This is a genomic window from Moorena sp. SIO1G6 (genome assembly GCF_010672795.1).
Lineage (GTDB): Bacteria > Cyanobacteriota > Cyanobacteriia > Cyanobacteriales > Coleofasciculaceae > Moorena > Moorena producens.
In genome coordinates, this window is record NZ_JAAHFZ010000027.1 from 28,257 (window position 1) to 45,221 (window position 16,965).

15 protein-coding genes and 2 pseudogenes are annotated in these 16,965 nt (G+C 41.9%); 3 read left to right on the forward strand and 14 right to left on the reverse strand.

What is annotated here, in order from left to right; genetic code table 11:
- Window positions 1-2 precede the first annotated feature (2 nt).
- The 8 genes and pseudogenes from F6K63_RS22795 to F6K63_RS22825 form a co-directional block, all read right to left on the reverse strand.
- Window positions 3-620: a hypothetical protein gene (locus F6K63_RS22795; protein WP_271969912.1), complete on the reverse strand. Its 618-nt coding sequence runs from the start codon at window positions 618-620 to the stop codon at window positions 3-5.
- A 141-nt stretch (window positions 621-761) separates the two neighbouring features.
- On the reverse strand, window positions 762-1,397 hold the full coding sequence (locus F6K63_RS22800; RefSeq protein ID WP_287313182.1) for a class I SAM-dependent methyltransferase: 636 nt from the start codon (window positions 1,395-1,397) through the stop codon (window positions 762-764).
- 65 nt (window positions 1,398-1,462) lie between these two features.
- Window positions 1,463-1,806 (reverse strand): annotated as a pseudogene (locus F6K63_RS22805) (IS1 family transposase); the annotation flags it as partial.
- 178 nt (window positions 1,807-1,984) lie between these two features.
- Window positions 1,985-5,029 carry a non-ribosomal peptide synthetase family protein gene (locus F6K63_RS22810; protein ID WP_287313183.1) on the reverse strand — a complete coding sequence of 1,015 codons (3,045 nt, stop codon included), beginning with the start codon at window positions 5,027-5,029 and terminating at the stop codon, window positions 1,985-1,987.
- Window positions 5,030-5,047: 18 nt separating this feature from the next.
- Window positions 5,048-5,815: an SDR family NAD(P)-dependent oxidoreductase gene (locus tag F6K63_RS22815; RefSeq protein WP_287313184.1), complete on the reverse strand. Its 768-nt coding sequence runs from the start codon at window positions 5,813-5,815 to the stop codon at window positions 5,048-5,050.
- Between the two features lie 66 nt (window positions 5,816-5,881).
- Window positions 5,882-6,061, reverse strand: a complete 180-nt coding sequence (locus F6K63_RS37385; protein WP_353813073.1) for a cupin domain-containing protein — start codon at window positions 6,059-6,061, stop codon at window positions 5,882-5,884.
- A 213-nt stretch (window positions 6,062-6,274) separates the two neighbouring features.
- Window positions 6,275-6,919, reverse strand: a complete 645-nt coding sequence (locus F6K63_RS22820; RefSeq protein WP_071107444.1) for a formyl transferase — start codon at window positions 6,917-6,919, stop codon at window positions 6,275-6,277.
- Window positions 6,919-7,221 (reverse strand): hypothetical protein, encoded by a 303-nt coding sequence (locus tag F6K63_RS22825; RefSeq protein ID WP_071107443.1) that lies wholly within the window; start codon window positions 7,219-7,221, stop codon window positions 6,919-6,921. The genes F6K63_RS22820 and F6K63_RS22825 overlap by 1 nt, the downstream gene beginning before the upstream one ends.
- Before the next feature lie 491 nt (window positions 7,222-7,712).
- Between F6K63_RS22825 and F6K63_RS22830 the strand changes: the two genes are divergently transcribed.
- The 3 genes from F6K63_RS22830 to F6K63_RS22840 are packed head-to-tail and all read left to right on the forward strand — an operon-like array spanning window position 7,713 to window position 10,704.
- A complete protein-coding gene (locus F6K63_RS22830) occupies window positions 7,713-8,474 on the forward strand; it encodes an HpcH/HpaI aldolase family protein (protein ID WP_071107442.1) in 762 nt (253 codons plus the stop codon).
- A 29-nt stretch (window positions 8,475-8,503) separates the two neighbouring features.
- A complete protein-coding gene (gene hisC / locus F6K63_RS22835; protein WP_071107441.1) occupies window positions 8,504-9,571 on the forward strand; it encodes a histidinol-phosphate transaminase in 1,068 nt (355 codons plus the stop codon).
- A 17-nt stretch (window positions 9,572-9,588) separates the two neighbouring features.
- Window positions 9,589-10,704, forward strand: a complete 1,116-nt coding sequence (locus tag F6K63_RS22840) for an ATP-grasp domain-containing protein (RefSeq protein ID WP_071107440.1) — start codon at window positions 9,589-9,591, stop codon at window positions 10,702-10,704.
- A 137-nt stretch (window positions 10,705-10,841) separates the two neighbouring features.
- Here the strand turns inward: F6K63_RS22840 and F6K63_RS22845 are convergent, their stop codons facing one another.
- The 6 genes and pseudogenes from F6K63_RS22845 to F6K63_RS22865 all read right to left on the reverse strand — a co-directional run bounded on the left by F6K63_RS22845 (window position 10,842) and on the right by F6K63_RS22865 (window position 16,789).
- Window positions 10,842-12,236, reverse strand: coding sequence for a sodium/proline symporter (locus F6K63_RS22845; RefSeq protein ID WP_071107439.1), 1,395 nt, complete (start codon window positions 12,234-12,236; stop codon window positions 10,842-10,844).
- A gap of 1 nt (window position 12,237) precedes the next feature.
- The gene (locus F6K63_RS22850) at window positions 12,238-12,480 is read right to left on the reverse strand and encodes a hypothetical protein (RefSeq protein ID WP_202970742.1); all 243 of its coding nucleotides are present in this window, start codon (window positions 12,478-12,480) and stop codon (window positions 12,238-12,240) included.
- Window positions 12,479-12,559: pseudogene (locus F6K63_RS37955) on the reverse strand (helix-turn-helix domain-containing protein); the annotation flags it as partial. The gene F6K63_RS22850 and the pseudogene F6K63_RS37955, both read right to left, overlap by 2 nt.
- Window positions 12,560-12,577: 18 nt before the next feature.
- The gene (locus F6K63_RS22855) at window positions 12,578-14,155 is read right to left on the reverse strand and encodes a PLP-dependent aminotransferase family protein (RefSeq protein WP_287313185.1); all 1,578 of its coding nucleotides are present in this window, start codon (window positions 14,153-14,155) and stop codon (window positions 12,578-12,580) included.
- Between the two features lie 30 nt (window positions 14,156-14,185).
- Window positions 14,186-14,530: a hypothetical protein gene (locus F6K63_RS22860; RefSeq protein ID WP_287313186.1), complete on the reverse strand. Its 345-nt coding sequence runs from the start codon at window positions 14,528-14,530 to the stop codon at window positions 14,186-14,188.
- 687 nt (window positions 14,531-15,217) lie between these two features.
- A complete protein-coding gene (locus tag F6K63_RS22865) occupies window positions 15,218-16,789 on the reverse strand; it encodes an FAD-dependent oxidoreductase (RefSeq protein WP_071107435.1) in 1,572 nt (523 codons plus the stop codon).
- Between the last annotated feature and the right edge of the window lie 176 nt (window positions 16,790-16,965).

Sequence of the window (16,965 nt, forward strand, 5' to 3'; positions counted from 1 at the left end):
TCTCAAACTAGCACTAATAAAGACTCGAAATTCTTCAATTTCTTAGCTTCATTATTATTAGCATATCCATAGACGCGAGGAAGTTGCTTCGTGCTTAAAAGTACTTTTCTGACCTCAGAGTTGGATACATTACTTAGGTTTCTGCCAGAAAGAAGAGCAGTAATGGCAGCTATCCCCAATGCCTGACCAACACCAGCATTGAATTCCACAATTCTACCAGCGGATGAAGCAAACCCTTGAAACCCAGAACCAGGACTAACAACGGCTAAATTAGGAACTGTCTTAATTTGGGCATGCTGGATGCCAATGTTGAAAATTGGCTTACTAAAACTTACACTTTTTATCCCGTTCTCAGAGGCTCTGTTACCAAGACCTTCGATACCCCCGCGCACATCAAAATGATAGCCAAAGGTTCCCAAAGCAGACCAATTCGGTGTGCCACCTAAGAGCATTTGGGAGCCATAGAGAGGGTCTACTACACCAGTAATATTGCCTGCATGGCGGATATAAAGTTCAGATGCTGGCTTAACGGCTTTCGCTCCGATACCCTTGAGCCAAGTTTCCACGAAATTCATCTCTTCGAGAATCAAAGCAGAGGGTTTAGCACCTGCTTTAGCCAATTCTTCTGCTTCACTGCCATTGACCTTACAGAGGAGGGCATTCCAGGAAAGCCTACCCCCTGGAAGAATTGCGACATTTCCTTTTAATTTTCCAGGTGGGATATTTTCTCCTTAAGCAGACAAACGGTAATCTTAGCCTGCTCAGTACTTATTTGCTACAACGAGATAGCTACCATAGATTGACATCAACGGAAAATGCCAACCTAAATACTGGGATACCCTACCTGATCCATATAATTTAACTCCTGAGAATCCATGCATTTGCAATCTCAATCGCAGAACTTCTGGAAAATGCTGAGTTAAATGGCTGACACCGTATACTGACATTCCAATGATTTTATTTTTTATGTAATTAGGATTGGGAGTGGTAAGCAACAGCCTTCCGCCAATCTTCAACACTCTTTGGAATTCACATAATGTTTGATCTACATCGGCAGGATACAGGTGTTCAAGAAACTCACCAGCAGTAATCACATCAAAAAATCGATCTTCCATAGGTATGTCTGTTGAAAGACCATAAACTTTTTGTGAATAGCACTCAGGCAAAACATCTAATCTTTCTTGTACACAATCAAGACCAAATAATGTCAGGTTCGGGTTCAACTCCTTAAAACGTAATCCACCTCTACCCGTATTGCAACCTACGTCAAGAATCTTTACAGCTCCTTTCTGAAAAAAACTGAAGAACTGTTCGTACCTTTTCAAGGTAAAAGGGTCGTGTTGTGAACGATTTTGTTGAACATTCTGAACTTCGTACTTCTTATGCAGATTGACCATGTTTGCTTCTCCAATTCAACATAGAAATGACTAAACTCCAAAGCGTTACTGAATTACCGGATAAATCAGGGATAGACAGGTATGTGCCTCGGTGGCACCGGCACCTCCGGCTAACTTCAGGTAATCCACTAACAGTCCGATCGAATGCTTCAGCATTTCTATTGACTTCGAGTCACACAAAGTCTTGGGATGTAGCCGAGCCAGATAGTGCCTTAATCGAGTGAAATTACCCTAGACTCGGGTCATATACAACGGGTTGACGATATCTGGTCACCATCGATGGATGTAGTTGGGATACACCTTGAAACCATCTGTAACATAGAAGAAACACTCCCACAAACTCTTCGTACGCCCACACCAGTTCAAAGGTCATTGTACTACGCTCTCCGATTCCGTAAGCTAGAATACCAGTCAATAGTCAGTTTCTCGGGTTTCTTTTTCCCAGGTGGTGTTAAAGCCAGTAGCAGGTCGAGTTGTAGTCTAGTTAAGACCTCCACCGCCGCAGAGTGAGGAGCATTTCGCTGTAGAGCTGACGGCTGACGGCTGACGGCTGAATGCTTACCTCAGGTCAATCGATTCTATCCGTCCTACATGCTAAATGGAAACTCTTCGATGTGCCGAAGGTAAACCCGAAGCAACTGGCTGTCTGGGGGGGCGCAAGTAATACCAGACTTAGCAAGTCCCTTAACAGTATTCTCGCAATCCAACTTTGACGTGAAGGAGGATGCCTCTAAATAGGTTAGCTGGGTTCCAGGAATTTTTTTGGTTAAAAACGGCAAGATGGGACTTAAAACATTTTCTGGGTAATTCAAGATCACATCCCGCATTTTTGATTCCCACTGGGGATAGTCTATTTGCTCGATAGGGTAGCCGATAGAACGGATGAGATCGACTAGCTCCCCTATCTGCAAACACTGAGGATTGACTAAGTGGAAGCTTTTTCCTAGGGATTCTTTCTGCCTAGATAGATCAACAATGGCTTGACTGACATAGTCTACTGGTGTCAAATCGAATTCAATATTGAGATCGGGAGCAATGCCTTGTTCGACAAAGCTCTTGAGCAGGCGACCTAAGGTTTGCTCGGCATTAGATGCGCCAGTTTTACTGTGCCCGCTAATCGTCCCTGGTCGGTAGATACTAACCGGAATACCAAAAGAATGTGCGGTTTTCAACAATTTTTCTGCTACCCATTTACTTTGAGCATAGCCTCCATAGACCACTTCACAATCTTCCAGAGGGTCTTCTTCTCGAATGGATGGCTTGTTGAAATACCCTGTTGACTTAAAAATAGCGGGTGAAGAGATAAAATGAACCGACTTGAGTTTGATTTGACTGGCTAATCTCAAGATTTCCTGAGTTCCTCCCACATTGGCTGCTCGCATAGCTGTGTAGGGATAGGCTAAATTTAAGAAGGTAGCAGCGTGATAGATAATATCGATTTCCCGCCCTAGCTCCTCGAACTGTTGGTCGTGTAGTCCCAAAAGTGACTGGGACAAATCCCCTATCACTGGAATAATCCGGGAGTTGAAACTTTCATATTCCAGTAAATAGCGATCTAGGTTCTTAGTAATTTTCTGCTTGCCTTCAGCAGTAGTCTTACAGCCACGAACCAGGCAATAAATCCTGGCTTGGGTTTGTCTGAGGAGTTCATCGAGTAAAAAAGCACCGAGAAATCCCGTTGCTCCAGTCAAGAAAATAGCATTGGGTTCGGCATAAGACCCAACAGAAGTAAAGTTCGGTTTGATGGTTGGATCTAGAACAGCTTCTGAAAGCAACTCTTCCACAGTCATGCTTTCAATCCCTGCAACTTCTTCTGAGTTGCTGAATTTATCGATTACTTCAGCCATGTTAGCTACTGTGGGTGCTTCTAACAAAGTGCGTAGGGGGAAATCAACTCCAAAAGCGTGTCTTACTTGGAAAAGGAGCCGAATTGCTAGCAGAGAATTTCCTCCTAATTCAAAGAAGTTGTCCCTCAGGCCAATTGGATGGATGTGTAAAACCTGACTCCAGAGTTGGGCTAATTTTGTTTCTAGTGAGGTACGGGGTGGGACAAATTCTTGCTCTAAAATAGGTCGTTCGGGATTAGGGGCTGGGAGCGATCGCCTGTCTAACTTACCATTAGGGTTTAGGGGCAATTCTTCCAAAACGATAAATGCGGCAGGAAGCATGTATTCTGGTAGCTTGGCTTGGATAAGTCTTCGCAATTCTGGCACAATTGCTGTCCGAGATTCGTCACCCAGAGTGCTGACAATATAAGCGACTAAGCGCTTGTCACCCGGAATATCTTCCCTAGCAATTACTGCGGCTTGTCTCACTACAGGGTGTTGAATAAGTACTCCTTCAATTTCCCCTAGTTCAATGCGGAAACCGCGAATTTTTACCTGATGATCCCCACGACCGAGTAACTCAATATTACCATCGAAAAGATAGCGAGCTAAGTCTCCGGTTTTGTATAATTTTGACTTTTGACTTACTCTTCGAGAAGCCGCTTTCGCGTCTATGACTTTTGAATTTTCAAACGGGTTAGTGATGAATTTTTCGGCTGTTAATTCTGGGCGGTTGAGATACCCCCTGACCAGATAGTCTCCGCCTACGTAAAGTTCCCCAGTTTCTCCTCTGGGAACGGGTTGCATTTGCTGGTCTAAAATATAAATTGGCAGGTTAGCAATCGGGCGAGTTATAGAAAAGTTACGCGGTTCTGGTTCTGGTTGACAGTTCCAGGAGCTAACAACAATGGTTTCAGTAGAGCCGTAGATTTCAATTGCTTCGCAATTGGGAAGGCGCTCCCAAAAGCGTTGTTTGAGAGCAAAGGGAAATGCCTCCCCACCTACAAAGATTCGTCTGAGATTCCTGCAAGTCTTCAAGTCCGGATCTTCCAGGAAAATCGAGAGCATAGACGAAACAAAATAAGCAACGGTAATTTGCTCTTGAGCGATTAGCCGAACTATGTAAGCACTATCTTTTTCACCGTCTGGTTTTGCTAAAACAACGGAAGCTCCAGCCATTAGAGGCCAAAATAACTCCCAGCGACTGGAAACATCAAAGCTGAGAGAGGCTTTGTGTAAAATGCGATCGCTCTTAACAAAAGGAAAAGTCTCTTGAAGCCAGCGCCAGCTTTGACAAACTGCTCTATGGGGCATCATTGCCCCTTTTGGCTTTCCGGTTGACCCAGAAGTATAGGTAATGTAAGCTAAGTTTTCTGCTCCAACCCTACCGACTGGGTTAGTATTGCTTTCTACAGCTATTTTCTGCCAATCTGTATCCAAGCAAACTAGATGTCCTTGATATTCTGGAATTTCCGCCACCAATTTCTGTTGCGTCAACAGCACTGACACCTGGGTATCATGGAGCATGAACTCCAAACGCTCGCTCGGATAGGATGGATCTAAGGGCACATAAGCCCCCCCTGCTTTAAGAATCCCCAAAAGTCCGACCACTGTATCAAGAGAACGCTCCACACAAATCCCCACTAGGGTTTCCGGTTCTACACCCAAGGAGCGCAAATAGCTAGCTAACTGGTTCGCTTTGCCATTAAGTTCTCGGTAGGTTAACTGCTGGTTGTCACACACAACCGCAATAGTATCAGGTGTTCGTTCTACCTGGGCTTCAAATAACTGAGGTATTCTATCCATATCCTTTTCCGATGCACTCTAGCGCACGTATGAGGCTCCATTAATATCAATGTTGGTTCCAGTTGCCGAGGGGACTTGTCCGGATAAGAGGAAAACCACCATGGCAGCAATTTCTTCTGGCTGGGCGATGCGCTGTAGGGGAATACCAGATACAATCTGAGACAGAGGATAGTTTTGGGTAAATTCCGCAGTCATCTCGGTATCAACAAAGCCGGGACAAATAGAATAGGCTAGTATGCCATCCGCAGCGAAGTATCGAGCAATACTTTTGGTTAAATTACTCAGTGCTGCTTTGGAGGCTGCATAGTGTATATACTCTGGGGTGTCGCCTCGGTGAGCTGCACGACTAGAGATGTTAACAATAATTCCTCCTCCCTTGGACTGAAAGTGTTCTATAGCCCGTCGAGTGATGGAACTAACAGCAATCAAGTTAACCTGAAGAGTTTCGATCCATTTCTCTTCCCAGACTGAGGGATTATCATCCAAGCTGAGTTCGGTCATGATGGCGGCATTATTGACAACACCATCAAGGGAATATCCCAGATTGAGCACTTCCTCCAGTAATTCTTGTCCTGCTTGGGGTTGGGATAAATCTTTTTGAATTACAACACAATCAGTTTTTGCTTCGGATGCTAGCTTCTGGGCTGGATCAATGTGGGAATTATAGTGCAGCACAACTCGTGCTTCTGACGCAATAAGATGTTCAGCAATCGAGTAGCCGATTCCTGTTCCCGCACCTGTTACCAGGAAGGTTTTTTCTGTGATTTTTAAGTTTTCAAGATTCATTACAATCACAAATTAAGAAGGGTTATCAGTAAAAAAATATGGTTAATAAACCACTAAAAAATTAAATTAATTTCCAGATTCATTTTTAATTTGATGTACTTTTACTGGGAGGAATAATATGCTATCACCCCTGTTTATAACATGAGTTGTTACCTCAATTACAAGGGATGCTTCACCCTCAAGGATATAGAAAAAATGTCTCGAGACTTCGTGGTGATGTACTACTCCTTCACTTCCTGGGGGCATAATCTCTTCTACGATGCTCAACTCATCACTTTTTAATAAATGCCATCAATCACAGGCAGTTCCCCATTTTAAATTCTCGGCATTAGCTTTATTGATCGTTTCTTGATTTGACATTGCTGTTTCCTTTTGAATTTAAAGTTACTTTATCAAGTACTTAAGTTTTAATTTATTTTAATCACACTCGATAGTTTACTTTGTAGACACTAAAGTTTTTTAGTTGATCGACTCCAACATTAAGTCAACAATTTTGGCTAATTTAGGATGCATGATAAAGTATTGTTTGCCTTCATTAACTTCCTGTTTAATACCCCTTACCTCACCCCGTTGTACTTTTAGTAAAGCTTCGATAAATACTTGCCATTTATTGGTGTAGTAATTGCGGTCTGTAACTGTTTTTATGGTGTCTCCTGGTTGTAACTCCAATTTCCTTCTGACCAGAATTTCCCCCGTGTCTAAACCCTCATCAACTAGGTGGGCACTAACACCGACTGACCCTCCTTCCAGAATTGCCCAGCGCCTACTGTCTAAACCACGATACTGGGGTAAGATGCCTGTATGAATGTTGACTGTAGCAATTTTAGGTATTGCTAGTATTGGTTTACGTAAAATATTGAAAACATTGACTGCTAAAACATCCGGTGCAATTGCTTTTATCAAAGCCAGACCTTCCTTGCTATTCGGATCGTCAATAAAATGTAGGTTGAAGCGATCGTTATGAGCATTCTCCCTCAAAAGATCGTATTGTTGACTGTCATTGCCCACAATGACAACATCAGCAAATTTAATATTCTGGGTTTGTGCTTGGTAAATAATATGAATAGTTATCAAGGGTGGGGTTGATAATAAACAAAATTTCATCACACAATTCCTAATCTCTTTCTCAGAGTCTCCAGGCAATGACTCTCTAACTCTTCAATCTCCCTAATTTGATTTGTTCCTGAGTATTCTTCTCGCAAGCGGTCGTTTAATTTCAGTGCTGTATTTAAGAAGCGATAATCATGACTTTCCATCCCATGAGCCATAAAACTTAGACTGAGTGAGAGCATTTCGGGGAGAGAAATTTCGGATTTTACTCCTTTCCATAGCTTTCTTATTTCTACGCGGCGCATAGATTTTTCTAATTCTGTTGCTGTCTGAATCATTTTTGAATTTTTTGTCATTTGATTTGCTTTTTATCTATTTTAAAACTGCAATAGCTTAAGTATTTTTTAGTCCAGTATCTACTACTGTACAGATACTAATTTACTGTCTTTGACATTCATAAATGCCAGGAACTTATTCTGTGCTGAAAGAATTGGCTCAGAAAATATTTATAGGTTTTTGCCTGCACATCCAATGATTTATTAAAAGTCATATTTTTCTTGTAACTTTAACAGATTGGTGTCACCTGTCAGTATAAGATTTTCTTAACTTTATAAAGTTTTGTTGACTTAAGTAACAAAAACACCTAGCGGAGCGATAACCTCGCCTGTAGAGTAGAGCTGGGGGGGCGACAAAATAAGCTAAAACCCAGACTATATAAGCAACCTAGCCCTTAGACTTCGTTGATAATACCTGAGGGGGCTCATGTCACCCCCTCAGACGAAAAACTGGAATAGGAATGGTATATTAGTCTAGGTTTAACTTAATCTCTAAAAGAAGGGAATAGTTGATGTCAAGTAACTTCAAACAGAAAATCCGCAATAATCAGGTTCTTTTAGGATCTGTAGTCACAATCCCTTCGAGCACTACCGCAGAGATAATGTCCTTAGTTGGATTTGACTGGCTTTGGATTGACATGGAACATGGTCCTCTGAGTCTAGAAAAAATCCAAGAAATTATGCAGGGAGTGGGCAATCGTTGCACTTGTCTAGTTAGGGTGCCCTGCAATGATAGGGTTTGGATTACCAGAATACTTGATAGGGGCTGTGATGGAATTATTGTTCCACAAGTTAACAGCGCTGAGGAAGCTAAGCAGGTAGTTAATGCCTGTAAGTATTCTCCTGAAGGTAACCGTAGTGTTACTATTAGTAGGGCACAAAATTATGGCATAAACCTGCAAGACTATTACGAACATGCCAATGAAAATATGATCATTGTTTTGCAAATCGAACATATTGAAGCTGTTCGGAATATAGAGTCAATAATTAATGTGCCCGGATTTGATGCAATTTTAATAGGTCCATTCGATCTTTCTGGTAGCATGGGCAAAACTGGACTGATTAATGATCCTGAAGTTCAAGAGGCAATTGCTACCGTCAAAGAAGCTTGCTTTAAGAAAGGTATTCCTATTGGCATTTATGTTGATGATGCACAAGGAGCAATATCAGCGAAGAAAAATGGCTTTACATTTCTTGGTGTTGGCATAGACTTTATGTATTTCTGGAAGTCGGCAAAACGGACACTGGAAGAAATTACTTCAAAAGAAAATTAATTCTATAGCATTTCCTAATCAAAAGATCCATGAGTTACTTTCGTCCATCTGTGGATAGGATGACTGGCTATAGGCCGGGAGAGCAACCTAAACCAGGCACGTCCATCGTTAAACTCAACACCAACGAAAACCCCTATCCTCCGTCTCCACAAGCTTTGGACGTTCTCAGAAATTTCGATGGTGACTTGCTACGGCGGTATCCAGATTTCTTTGCTAAGGAGTTTTGTCAGTCAGTAAGTGAGGTTTTTGGAGTACCTGCGGATTGGATAATTTTAGGTAACGGCAGTGATGAGTTGCTGAATCTGTTGATTCGAGCTTGTGCTGAGGGGAGTGATCGTAAAGTAGTCTACCCCACACCTACCTATCTCCTCTACCGCACTCTAGCAGCTATGCAACCAGCCCAGGTAATAGAAATACCCTATCCTGATGATTTTCAGTTGCCGATAAAGGCAATTATTCAGGCCCAAGGAGCACTAACATTTATCGCCTCCCCTAATAGTCCTTCAGCCCATATTGTACCTTTGGAGGATTTGCGATCGCTAGCTCAACAATTGTCTGGTATTTTGGTGGTTGATGAGGCCTATGTGGACTTTGCTACCGGTTCAGCTTTGCCACTACTGGAGGAGTTTGAGAATGTGATTCTGCTGCGAACCCTATCTAAGGGATATGGATTGGCAGGATTACGGATTGGCTTTGGGCTTGCCCATCCACGGTTACTATCGGGACTATTTAAGGTCAAAGATAGCCATAACGTGGATATAGTTGCCATGCTGGTTGGGGCAGCAGCAATTCGCGATCAAGCTTACAAAAATGATTGTGCTGAGAAAGTAAAGGCTAGTCGGGCGCAACTTATAACTGATTTATGCAAGCTGGGGTTTGTAGTGCCAGATTCTCAGACCAATTTTGTTTTGGCAACACCTCCAGGAGGTGATGCGGAGCAGCTATATCTAGCCCTCAAGGAGCGGGGGATCTTAGTCCGCTATTATAAGGAACCGAGATTAGATGATAAGTTGCGGATTACTGTGGGGACTCCAGAACAGAATCAAGTCTTATTGAAGGAGTTAGCAACCCTGTGCTCGACTCTATGTTATAGTTAGCCCTTTCAATTTACAGCATGACAAATTATCTAATAACGGGTAATAGTTTTAGCTCCAGTTTATTCGCTGAACTAAGCAACGATCCCCATTATAAAATAATTGATCAACAAGAGTTGATTAATTCTGATATATGTTTTGATTCGAGAGATAAAATTTGCGTTTCTTTGGAAGAAAATCTAGATGAGGTTTACAAACATCATAAGGATGAAAAATGGGTAAATAAAATCAAAATGATGAAAGATAAATATGAATTTCGTGAAGTGCTAAAAGGGATTTTCCCTGATTTTTATTTTGAAAAATTGGTTAGCAACGATATTCCTAAGCTCAAGATTCCTGAAAACAAAAAAGTTGTAATTAAGCCTGTACGTGGATTTATGGCAACTGGGGTTAACTTCGCCGATAAATCAACTGATTTAGAACAACTTAGAAATAAATTACAGGCAGAAATTTCTGACAGAGCTAAATATTTTACCAATTCAGTTGTCTCATCAGAGGAAGTAATAGTTGAAGAATTTATCCAGGGAGACGAGTATGCTAGTGATAGTTATATAACCAGCAATGGTGAGATAGTAATTCTCAACATCACTGCACACCCTACCCACGATAAATTTCATTATTTGAATGCTTTATATCATACGAATTACGAAATGTTCTTTAAACTATACGATAAAGTTAAGCATATACTATCAAACTTCCATTCTATAGTCGATATCAGCAACATTCCTATCCATGCTGAGTTTAAATTACAAGATGAACAATTGATACCAATTGAGTTTAATCCGGTTAGGTTTGGCGGAACGGGATATGCCGATCTTACCTATTATTTTTTTGACGTTAATCCTTTCAAATCATTCTTTGAAGGAAAAAGTCTCAATCCCAGTCAATTATGGCAAGGAAAACATGATAAATACTTTGGTAGGGTGCTGGCCTATAATGGAAAAGGTCTTGATATCAACAACTATAAACCTGACTATGATAAAATACAATCCGAATTTTCCAAGGTGTTTAAATTACACAAATTAGATTATCAAAACTACCTTACATTTGCTGTTTTATATGTGGAAGAAACAAATCTAGATAAGATTATGAAAGTGCTAAAATTCGAGTTTAGAGATTTCTTCAAAAAAATCTAGTGATCCGGGCGGAAGTAAAGATCCAGTAAGATAGTATAGAATGTTGGTTGTACTTACAGGATAAATCTACCATTTAGATTCCAAGCCAGGATAGTCCTGCTGAAGATTCAGCTTTTTTCTTCATGTCCATTCGCCACTTACAATTTTACCTTAGAGGCAACTAAATATACCAGAGTACTAGCAACCATACCGGGAAATATTTCCAAAATGTCACTCGATAGATTTAATCCAAACCGCCAAATCAGTGACACCGCAACACCAGTCGCCATCATCGCCACGGCTACAGGAACACTCACAGGTTGTCGCCAAGCACGCACGACCAAAAGAGGACCGAGTCCACTGCCCAGGGCAGACCAGCCAGCAAGTACTGATGCAAACACACTCTGGTTATTAGCCAGAGCAAGGACCATTGTTATTGCTGTCACCAACACTGTTCCTAGCTTAACCAGCTTGTAGGAGTGGGCTATTTGGGGAAACAGATCTTGGGTTAACGCTGCCGAACAAGAAAGAATTTGAGAGTCCGCTGTAGAAATTACAGCGGAGAATATCCCAGCGAGAATGACTCCCACCCAAACAGCGGGCAACATTTTTATTGCCAGTTGGGGTAGTGCCAACTCTGGATCTATATCAGCCAAATCAGGTATCAGAATCCTGGCGGTCAATGCGACCCCAATGGCCGTAAGGGTAAACACAAAAGCTAAGAGCGTGTAGATGTTGCGAGTCAAACCAATCTTTTCGGGAGAGTTGATGACCATCGCCCGAATCATGATGTGAGGTTGACCCACCACACCCAACCCTTGAAACAACCAACTGATTACAAACGGTAAAAATCCAAACTTGGCATTTGGAGTGGGGTCGAGCAGTTTTGGGTCAACCTCTCTAAGTTGAGTCCAAAGACCATCAAGTCCTCCAGAAGCTTGCACCCCGAGGGCCACCAACAGCAGCATAGCAAACATCATTAAGATTGACTGCACTGCATCTGTCCAGATAGAGGCCCTGATTCCACCCGCAAAGCAATAAACTGTAACAATGACTGCCCCCACGACGATTCCGAAAGCGTAATCCCAGCCGAAGATTGCAAAAAGCGCTTTGCCTCCTGCTAACAGTTGAGCAGCAGCATAGGCACCAACAAAAACAATGGTAATCAGTGCCGAGAGCACCACGATCGGGCGCTCTCCACCCTGACCTAGGAATGATCCGATCGTCTCTGAGCCCGTTTCCTCTGAAACCACTCGCAACTGCTTATGAACGAACAACCAGGCAATATACTGCCCCAGTAATGTTATTAGCATCGGCCAGAATGTGGAAATGCCTACTTGATAGGTCCAACCAATCAGCCCAATAAACATAAACCCACTGTAATTTGTGGCGAAAGCCGATAGGGCTGTCAGCCAGGGATTAACATTTCTGCTAGCAAGTAGATAATCAGCCGTATTGTTTTGCTTTCGAGTTGCTGAGTAAATTCCTACTCCTGTAAACAATAACAGAAATGCTAAAAAACTTATTACGATCGCTACTTGATTTTGGAGCATATTAAATTTTACAGATGGCTAATTTATATGGGGCTGGGTAAATCTTTTCCACAATTACTCTTTTTAGCGCTTCTGCTGCTAACTCTCTTGGTGTCCAATGACTTAGTGGTATTTCTGATTTTTCGGGAGATTCATACCAAATTTTCCTTGGTGAAAGGGTGTTTTTTAAAGTTACAGTCGTTGCTACATCAGGGATTTTGCGATGGGGCAAGTCTGCTTTTATTATACCTGGATTTGGTATCACAGGCGATCGCGACAATTTGAACCACTTGTTCTACACTAAAGAACTTTGTCGTGGGTGGACGTGGGCGGTCAGAAAAGATTTGCGTGAAGCTTCACCATTAGCTTGTTACCAGATGTGCTGGCGGTTTTGCTGGAATATTGCTTTTGGGATCCATAAAGGCAAAGAACTTATTTTGTGCTGCAATAATTCGCTCGGCAAATTTTTCTAACTCTTTACCTTCAGATGCAATGATTTCCTCAAAATCATTAAATGAGAACATACCTTTTTCTAGAGCTAGCAAGAAATACTTGAGTCGGTTCAGTGCTTCATCAATGTACTCTTGACTATTGTTAAATCCTTCTAAAGTCAATGCTTGTTGACCACGCATCAGATTAATACGTACCCCAAAACCAGGTATTCCCATGGCAGAGGGAATACTACAATGAAGACCAGTTATCAAACTTAATGTCTGGCAAAGGTGTTGAGCATCTCGACAAGATTGCTGTTCCAGAAAAGAAGCGTCAAATTGGATAAAATAGTTAATGCCAGCTTCCGGGTTAGCATAGGGACTAATCAGTTCTTTTCCTAATTCTTGATTAATCTGGGCAATTTTTTTGGTCGCATAATCAAAGTTGTTAAATTGGTACTCTACCGAACCTCCTCGCTCAAGGAACTTTTCCATGATATTTGAGGCCACAAGAGTTTCCAATTGCGAGAATTGAGAAATGGTATAGAAGCTATTGGAACCAAAAAATATTGATAGCTTTTGTTTTAAGGTTTGGTTACCACAAGCAATGGGGGTAATTAGTCCCCAGTTGGCAGCAGGAATTTTCTTCCTCATGCTAGTTGTATAGATAGCATTCTTCCGAATTTCTGGATATTCATAGAGAGAAGGAATTTTATCTTCCCTGAATAATCCACCATTATAGGCATCGATTAAGATAACCATGTCAGGATACTTAGCTAGGTATTCCTTGATCAGTTCAGCAATTTCAGCAAGAGCCTCATTTCGCAAGATAAATCCTAGGGCAGTAGGTTCCTCCCAAATAAAAGCTACAGGTACTCGATCACTTTTTTGGGCAGAATCAAAAGCTTCTTTAATCGATGCTGCGGTTACGGTGAATTTGTTACCACTCGATTGAGCATAAACTAATTCACCGCCAAGCAAGTATGGAAATGAACCGCCACACTTGAAAGACCCTTCAACTCCGATAACACAAGGCTTTTTATATAAAAGCTTTTTTTGATTTTGAGTATCGTTAACCTGAGCTGGAATTGAACCAAAGATTCCATCATGGAACTTTTGATAATGGTTTTGAAAGGCAATACTCAATACATAATATATCGCAATCATTGAGCTGCCCGGAAGCACAAGCACATCATCAATTTCGACTGGTATTTGCCTTTTTAAAACTTGATAAGCCAAGTTGATGAGCTTTTGGGGCTGATGACCGACTGTTTGAGCTAATTCAATTGGTGATAGGGAATATTCCTGAATATATTCATTGAGTTGCTTGAGATCCTGTTGGAGATCCGAAGCTGGCTTAATATCCCACGCCTCAATCTGTTGTAGTTGTGAGCTTTCTCCGATTTGCTTTACTAACGGCCTGAAATCTTTAGAATATCTGAAGTACTCGCAGAAATTTGAAAAACCTGGATTAATAGCAGGATCAAATTCAAAACCAACGCTAAGCATAATCTTAATACCAAACTTTTTTATCGCTGTTTACAGGTGTAGAGTAATTACAAAGGATAAACTTGACTTAATCAGACTATCATGCTCTTTTAATTCAACACCTTCGTCAGCTAACACTTTTCTGGCTGTAGGGTTTTGATCCGATTGGACTTTGGTGTCATTGCTCTGTTGTTTCTGTTCTAAAACGGCTTTGTTGTCAGGATTATCTGAGCACGGAGCTGGATAGCTATTTGTCGAGTTCTGTTCCCATCTTTGCCATGGCTCGACAGCCAACTGATGGAGATTAGCAGCCACTGTCACGAATCTCTCGGGAAGGAGAGATTGGAAGTAGCCCCAGTTTATTTGAGCTAGATCATCTTTGTTGAGTCGAGCCATGAAAACTACTCTACCCGATACTGGACACAATCTACTCTACCAGATAGTGGAGCCATGAAAACTACTCTACCCGATAGTAGACAGCATCTACTCTACCATATAGTGGACAGCTAATCTTGCGGTTCTTAATTAGGTGAGGTACAAATTAATCATTAACTAAAAAAATAATAAAAACAGTTTTTGTGTACCTCACTAGGATAGTAAAAATATATCTATTCCGGTTAATTAGTTTTGATTAAACTGTTGATTTAACTGTGGGTGGCCATCAAGGATAACAAGCGATCGCTTGTTATCCTTGATGGGTTGTTCAACAAAATTTAGCAGCGCTCAAATAGAATAACCTCCAATTCCTGGAGGTTTTCAAATCAGGGATTGCCAATCCCTATAGTTTATTAAACACTAGTCAACCGGACTGGATATGATACCAAATCCGCTTTACTGAGACTCTATTCAAAACAATCAAAGTCCTTGCCTACAGAAGATTTGAAGATTTGTGTAATTAATCTATCATAACCGGATTTAGTATGACTAGTGCTTACTCTGTTTATTGATTAGGCTTTGGATTAGATGAGCTGGTACCTGAGGGGCTGATCGCTAAATACTGGTAGCACCTCAAGTAGCGTGGCCATTCCCGTAGCGTGGCCATTCCCGTAGCGTGGCCCAAAGGCCAAGGCCAAGGCTCAGATCTCAAACCAGCACTAATAAAGACTCGAAATTCTTCAATTTCTTAGCTTCATTATTATTAGCATATCCATAGACCCGAGGAAGTTGCTTCGTGCTTAAAAGTACTTTTCTGACCTCAGAGTTGGATACATTACTTAGATTCCTGCCAGAAAGAAGAGCAGTAATGGCAGCTATCCCCAATGCCTGACCAACACCAGCATTGAATTCAACAATTCTACCAGCGGATGAAGCAAACCCTTGAAACCCAGAACCAGGACTGACAACGGCTAAATTAGGAACTGCTTTAATTTGGGCATGCTGGATGCCAATGTTGAAAATAGGCTTACTAAAACTTACACTTTTAAACCCGTTCTGAGAGGCTCTGTTACCAAGACCTTCGATACCCCCGCGCACATCAAAATGATAGCCAAAGGTTCCCAAAGCGGACCAATTCGGTGTGCCACCTAAGAGCATTTGGGATCCATAGAGAGGGTCTACTACACCAGTAATATTTCCTGCATGGCGGATATAAAGCTCAGATGCTGGCTTAACGGCTTTTGCTCCGATACCCTTGAGCCAAGTTTCAATAAAATTCATCTCTTCGAGAATCAAAGCAGAGGGTTTAGCACCTGCTTTAGCCAATTCCTCTGCTTCACTGCCATTGACCTTACAGAGGAGGGCATTCCAGGAAAGTCTACCCCCTGGAAGAATTGCCACATTTCCTTCATCGAGGATGACACCACTTTTTGCTAGAGAGAAGGTCTTACCTCTAAAAGAGTGGTAAGCTACGGATAGGGCTGGGGAGCGAATGTCGATGTAATCCTTACCCACCCACATGGTTTTGAGATTACCCCTGGGGTCTCTCATATTCTTCCTGAGTCGTTCAGCAAACTGAGCATCAGACCCAGCAGCCTGCTTTAACCACCGTTGAGCTTCGTGATCAGCAGGATTAGCGAAGCGCTTGAGATAGGCATACTCTACCTGCTTTAGTCTTTTGATACTGAGTCCCTCAGTTTCAAATACTAGGGTGACTGGTAGTTCGGATTCGGGCAAGCCAAAGGTGTTAAATCCTTTTAGTTTCCTAACTCCAGCCGCTTGGGCTAATTCTCCATTGACTGTGGAATCGATAAATTGCTTGGCAAAATAGGTTTCGCCTCTGGCTAACTTGATGCCAGCTAGCTCTGGACCGTCTTTAATCACTGATTCAATCTTGACTTCCCGGATCAGAGCCACACCTGCTTCTTGCATCATTTTCTTGAGGGTGGCATCAGCTTTGCGGGGGTCAAGAGCAATTAAGTTGACACCTGAGCGCTTTAAAAATTCTTTGTAGAGGCTAGGGGGTGAGCCAAAGGTGTCGAGCTTGAGGGATTTACGCAGGTTACGAGGAATCTGGCACCGATCAAGGTAGGCCAGACCTCCCCTGACGAGATGACCACCAACACCTTCATGTTTACTGCCTTTGGACATTAACAGAATGCGTGGATACTTACCTGTCCGGCGGCGATACTCTTTACCTGCAGCGATCAGCGCTAAGATACCTGGAACTTCATCACCAAATCCAATGACATCGTAAGAACGTTCTTGATTACTGGCCATGTTTCCCTCACCCCAATTCCTGAACAACCTGATGAACTGATAATTCTAGTGTTCTATAGCTATTGGTCTTTGACAGTACCCTTCGGGGTACTATTTATTTTCACTATTTATTTTTAATTTTGGTTCTTGGTGCTGGAAATAGAGAAGGGTGATTTTTCGGAATTTGCCTACATTCT

Bases quoted from the DNA above. Each gene is read 5' to 3' on its own strand.
- F6K63_RS22800 (WP_287313182.1), bottom strand. From the start codon at position 1,397: ATGGTCAATCTGCATAAGAAGTACGAAGTTCAGAATGTTCAACAAAAT.
- F6K63_RS22810 (WP_287313183.1), bottom strand. From the start codon at position 5,029: ATGGATAGAATACCTCAGTTATTTGAAGCCCAGGTAGAACGAACACCT.
- F6K63_RS22815 (WP_287313184.1), bottom strand. From the start codon at position 5,815: ATGAATCTTGAAAACTTAAAAATCACAGAAAAAACCTTCCTGGTAACA.
- F6K63_RS37385 (WP_353813073.1), bottom strand. From the start codon at position 6,061: ATGCCCCCAGGAAGTGAAGGAGTAGTACATCACCACGAAGTCTCGAGA.
- F6K63_RS22820 (WP_071107444.1), bottom strand. From the start codon at position 6,919: ATGAAATTTTGTTTATTATCAACCCCACCCTTGATAACTATTCATATT.
- F6K63_RS22825 (WP_071107443.1), bottom strand. From the start codon at position 7,221: ATGACAAAAAATTCAAAAATGATTCAGACAGCAACAGAATTAGAAAAA.
- F6K63_RS22830 (WP_071107442.1), top strand. From the start codon at position 7,713: ATGTCAAGTAACTTCAAACAGAAAATCCGCAATAATCAGGTTCTTTTA.
- hisC (WP_071107441.1), top strand. From the start codon at position 8,504: ATGAGTTACTTTCGTCCATCTGTGGATAGGATGACTGGCTATAGGCCG.
- F6K63_RS22840 (WP_071107440.1), top strand. From the start codon at position 9,589: ATGACAAATTATCTAATAACGGGTAATAGTTTTAGCTCCAGTTTATTC.
- F6K63_RS22845 (WP_071107439.1), bottom strand. From the start codon at position 12,236: ATGCTCCAAAATCAAGTAGCGATCGTAATAAGTTTTTTAGCATTTCTG.
- F6K63_RS22855 (WP_287313185.1), bottom strand. From the start codon at position 14,155: ATGCTTAGCGTTGGTTTTGAATTTGATCCTGCTATTAATCCAGGTTTT.
- F6K63_RS22860 (WP_287313186.1), bottom strand. From the start codon at position 14,530: ATGGCTCGACTCAACAAAGATGATCTAGCTCAAATAAACTGGGGCTAC.
- F6K63_RS22865 (WP_071107435.1), bottom strand. From the start codon at position 16,789: ATGGCCAGTAATCAAGAACGTTCTTACGATGTCATTGGATTTGGTGAT.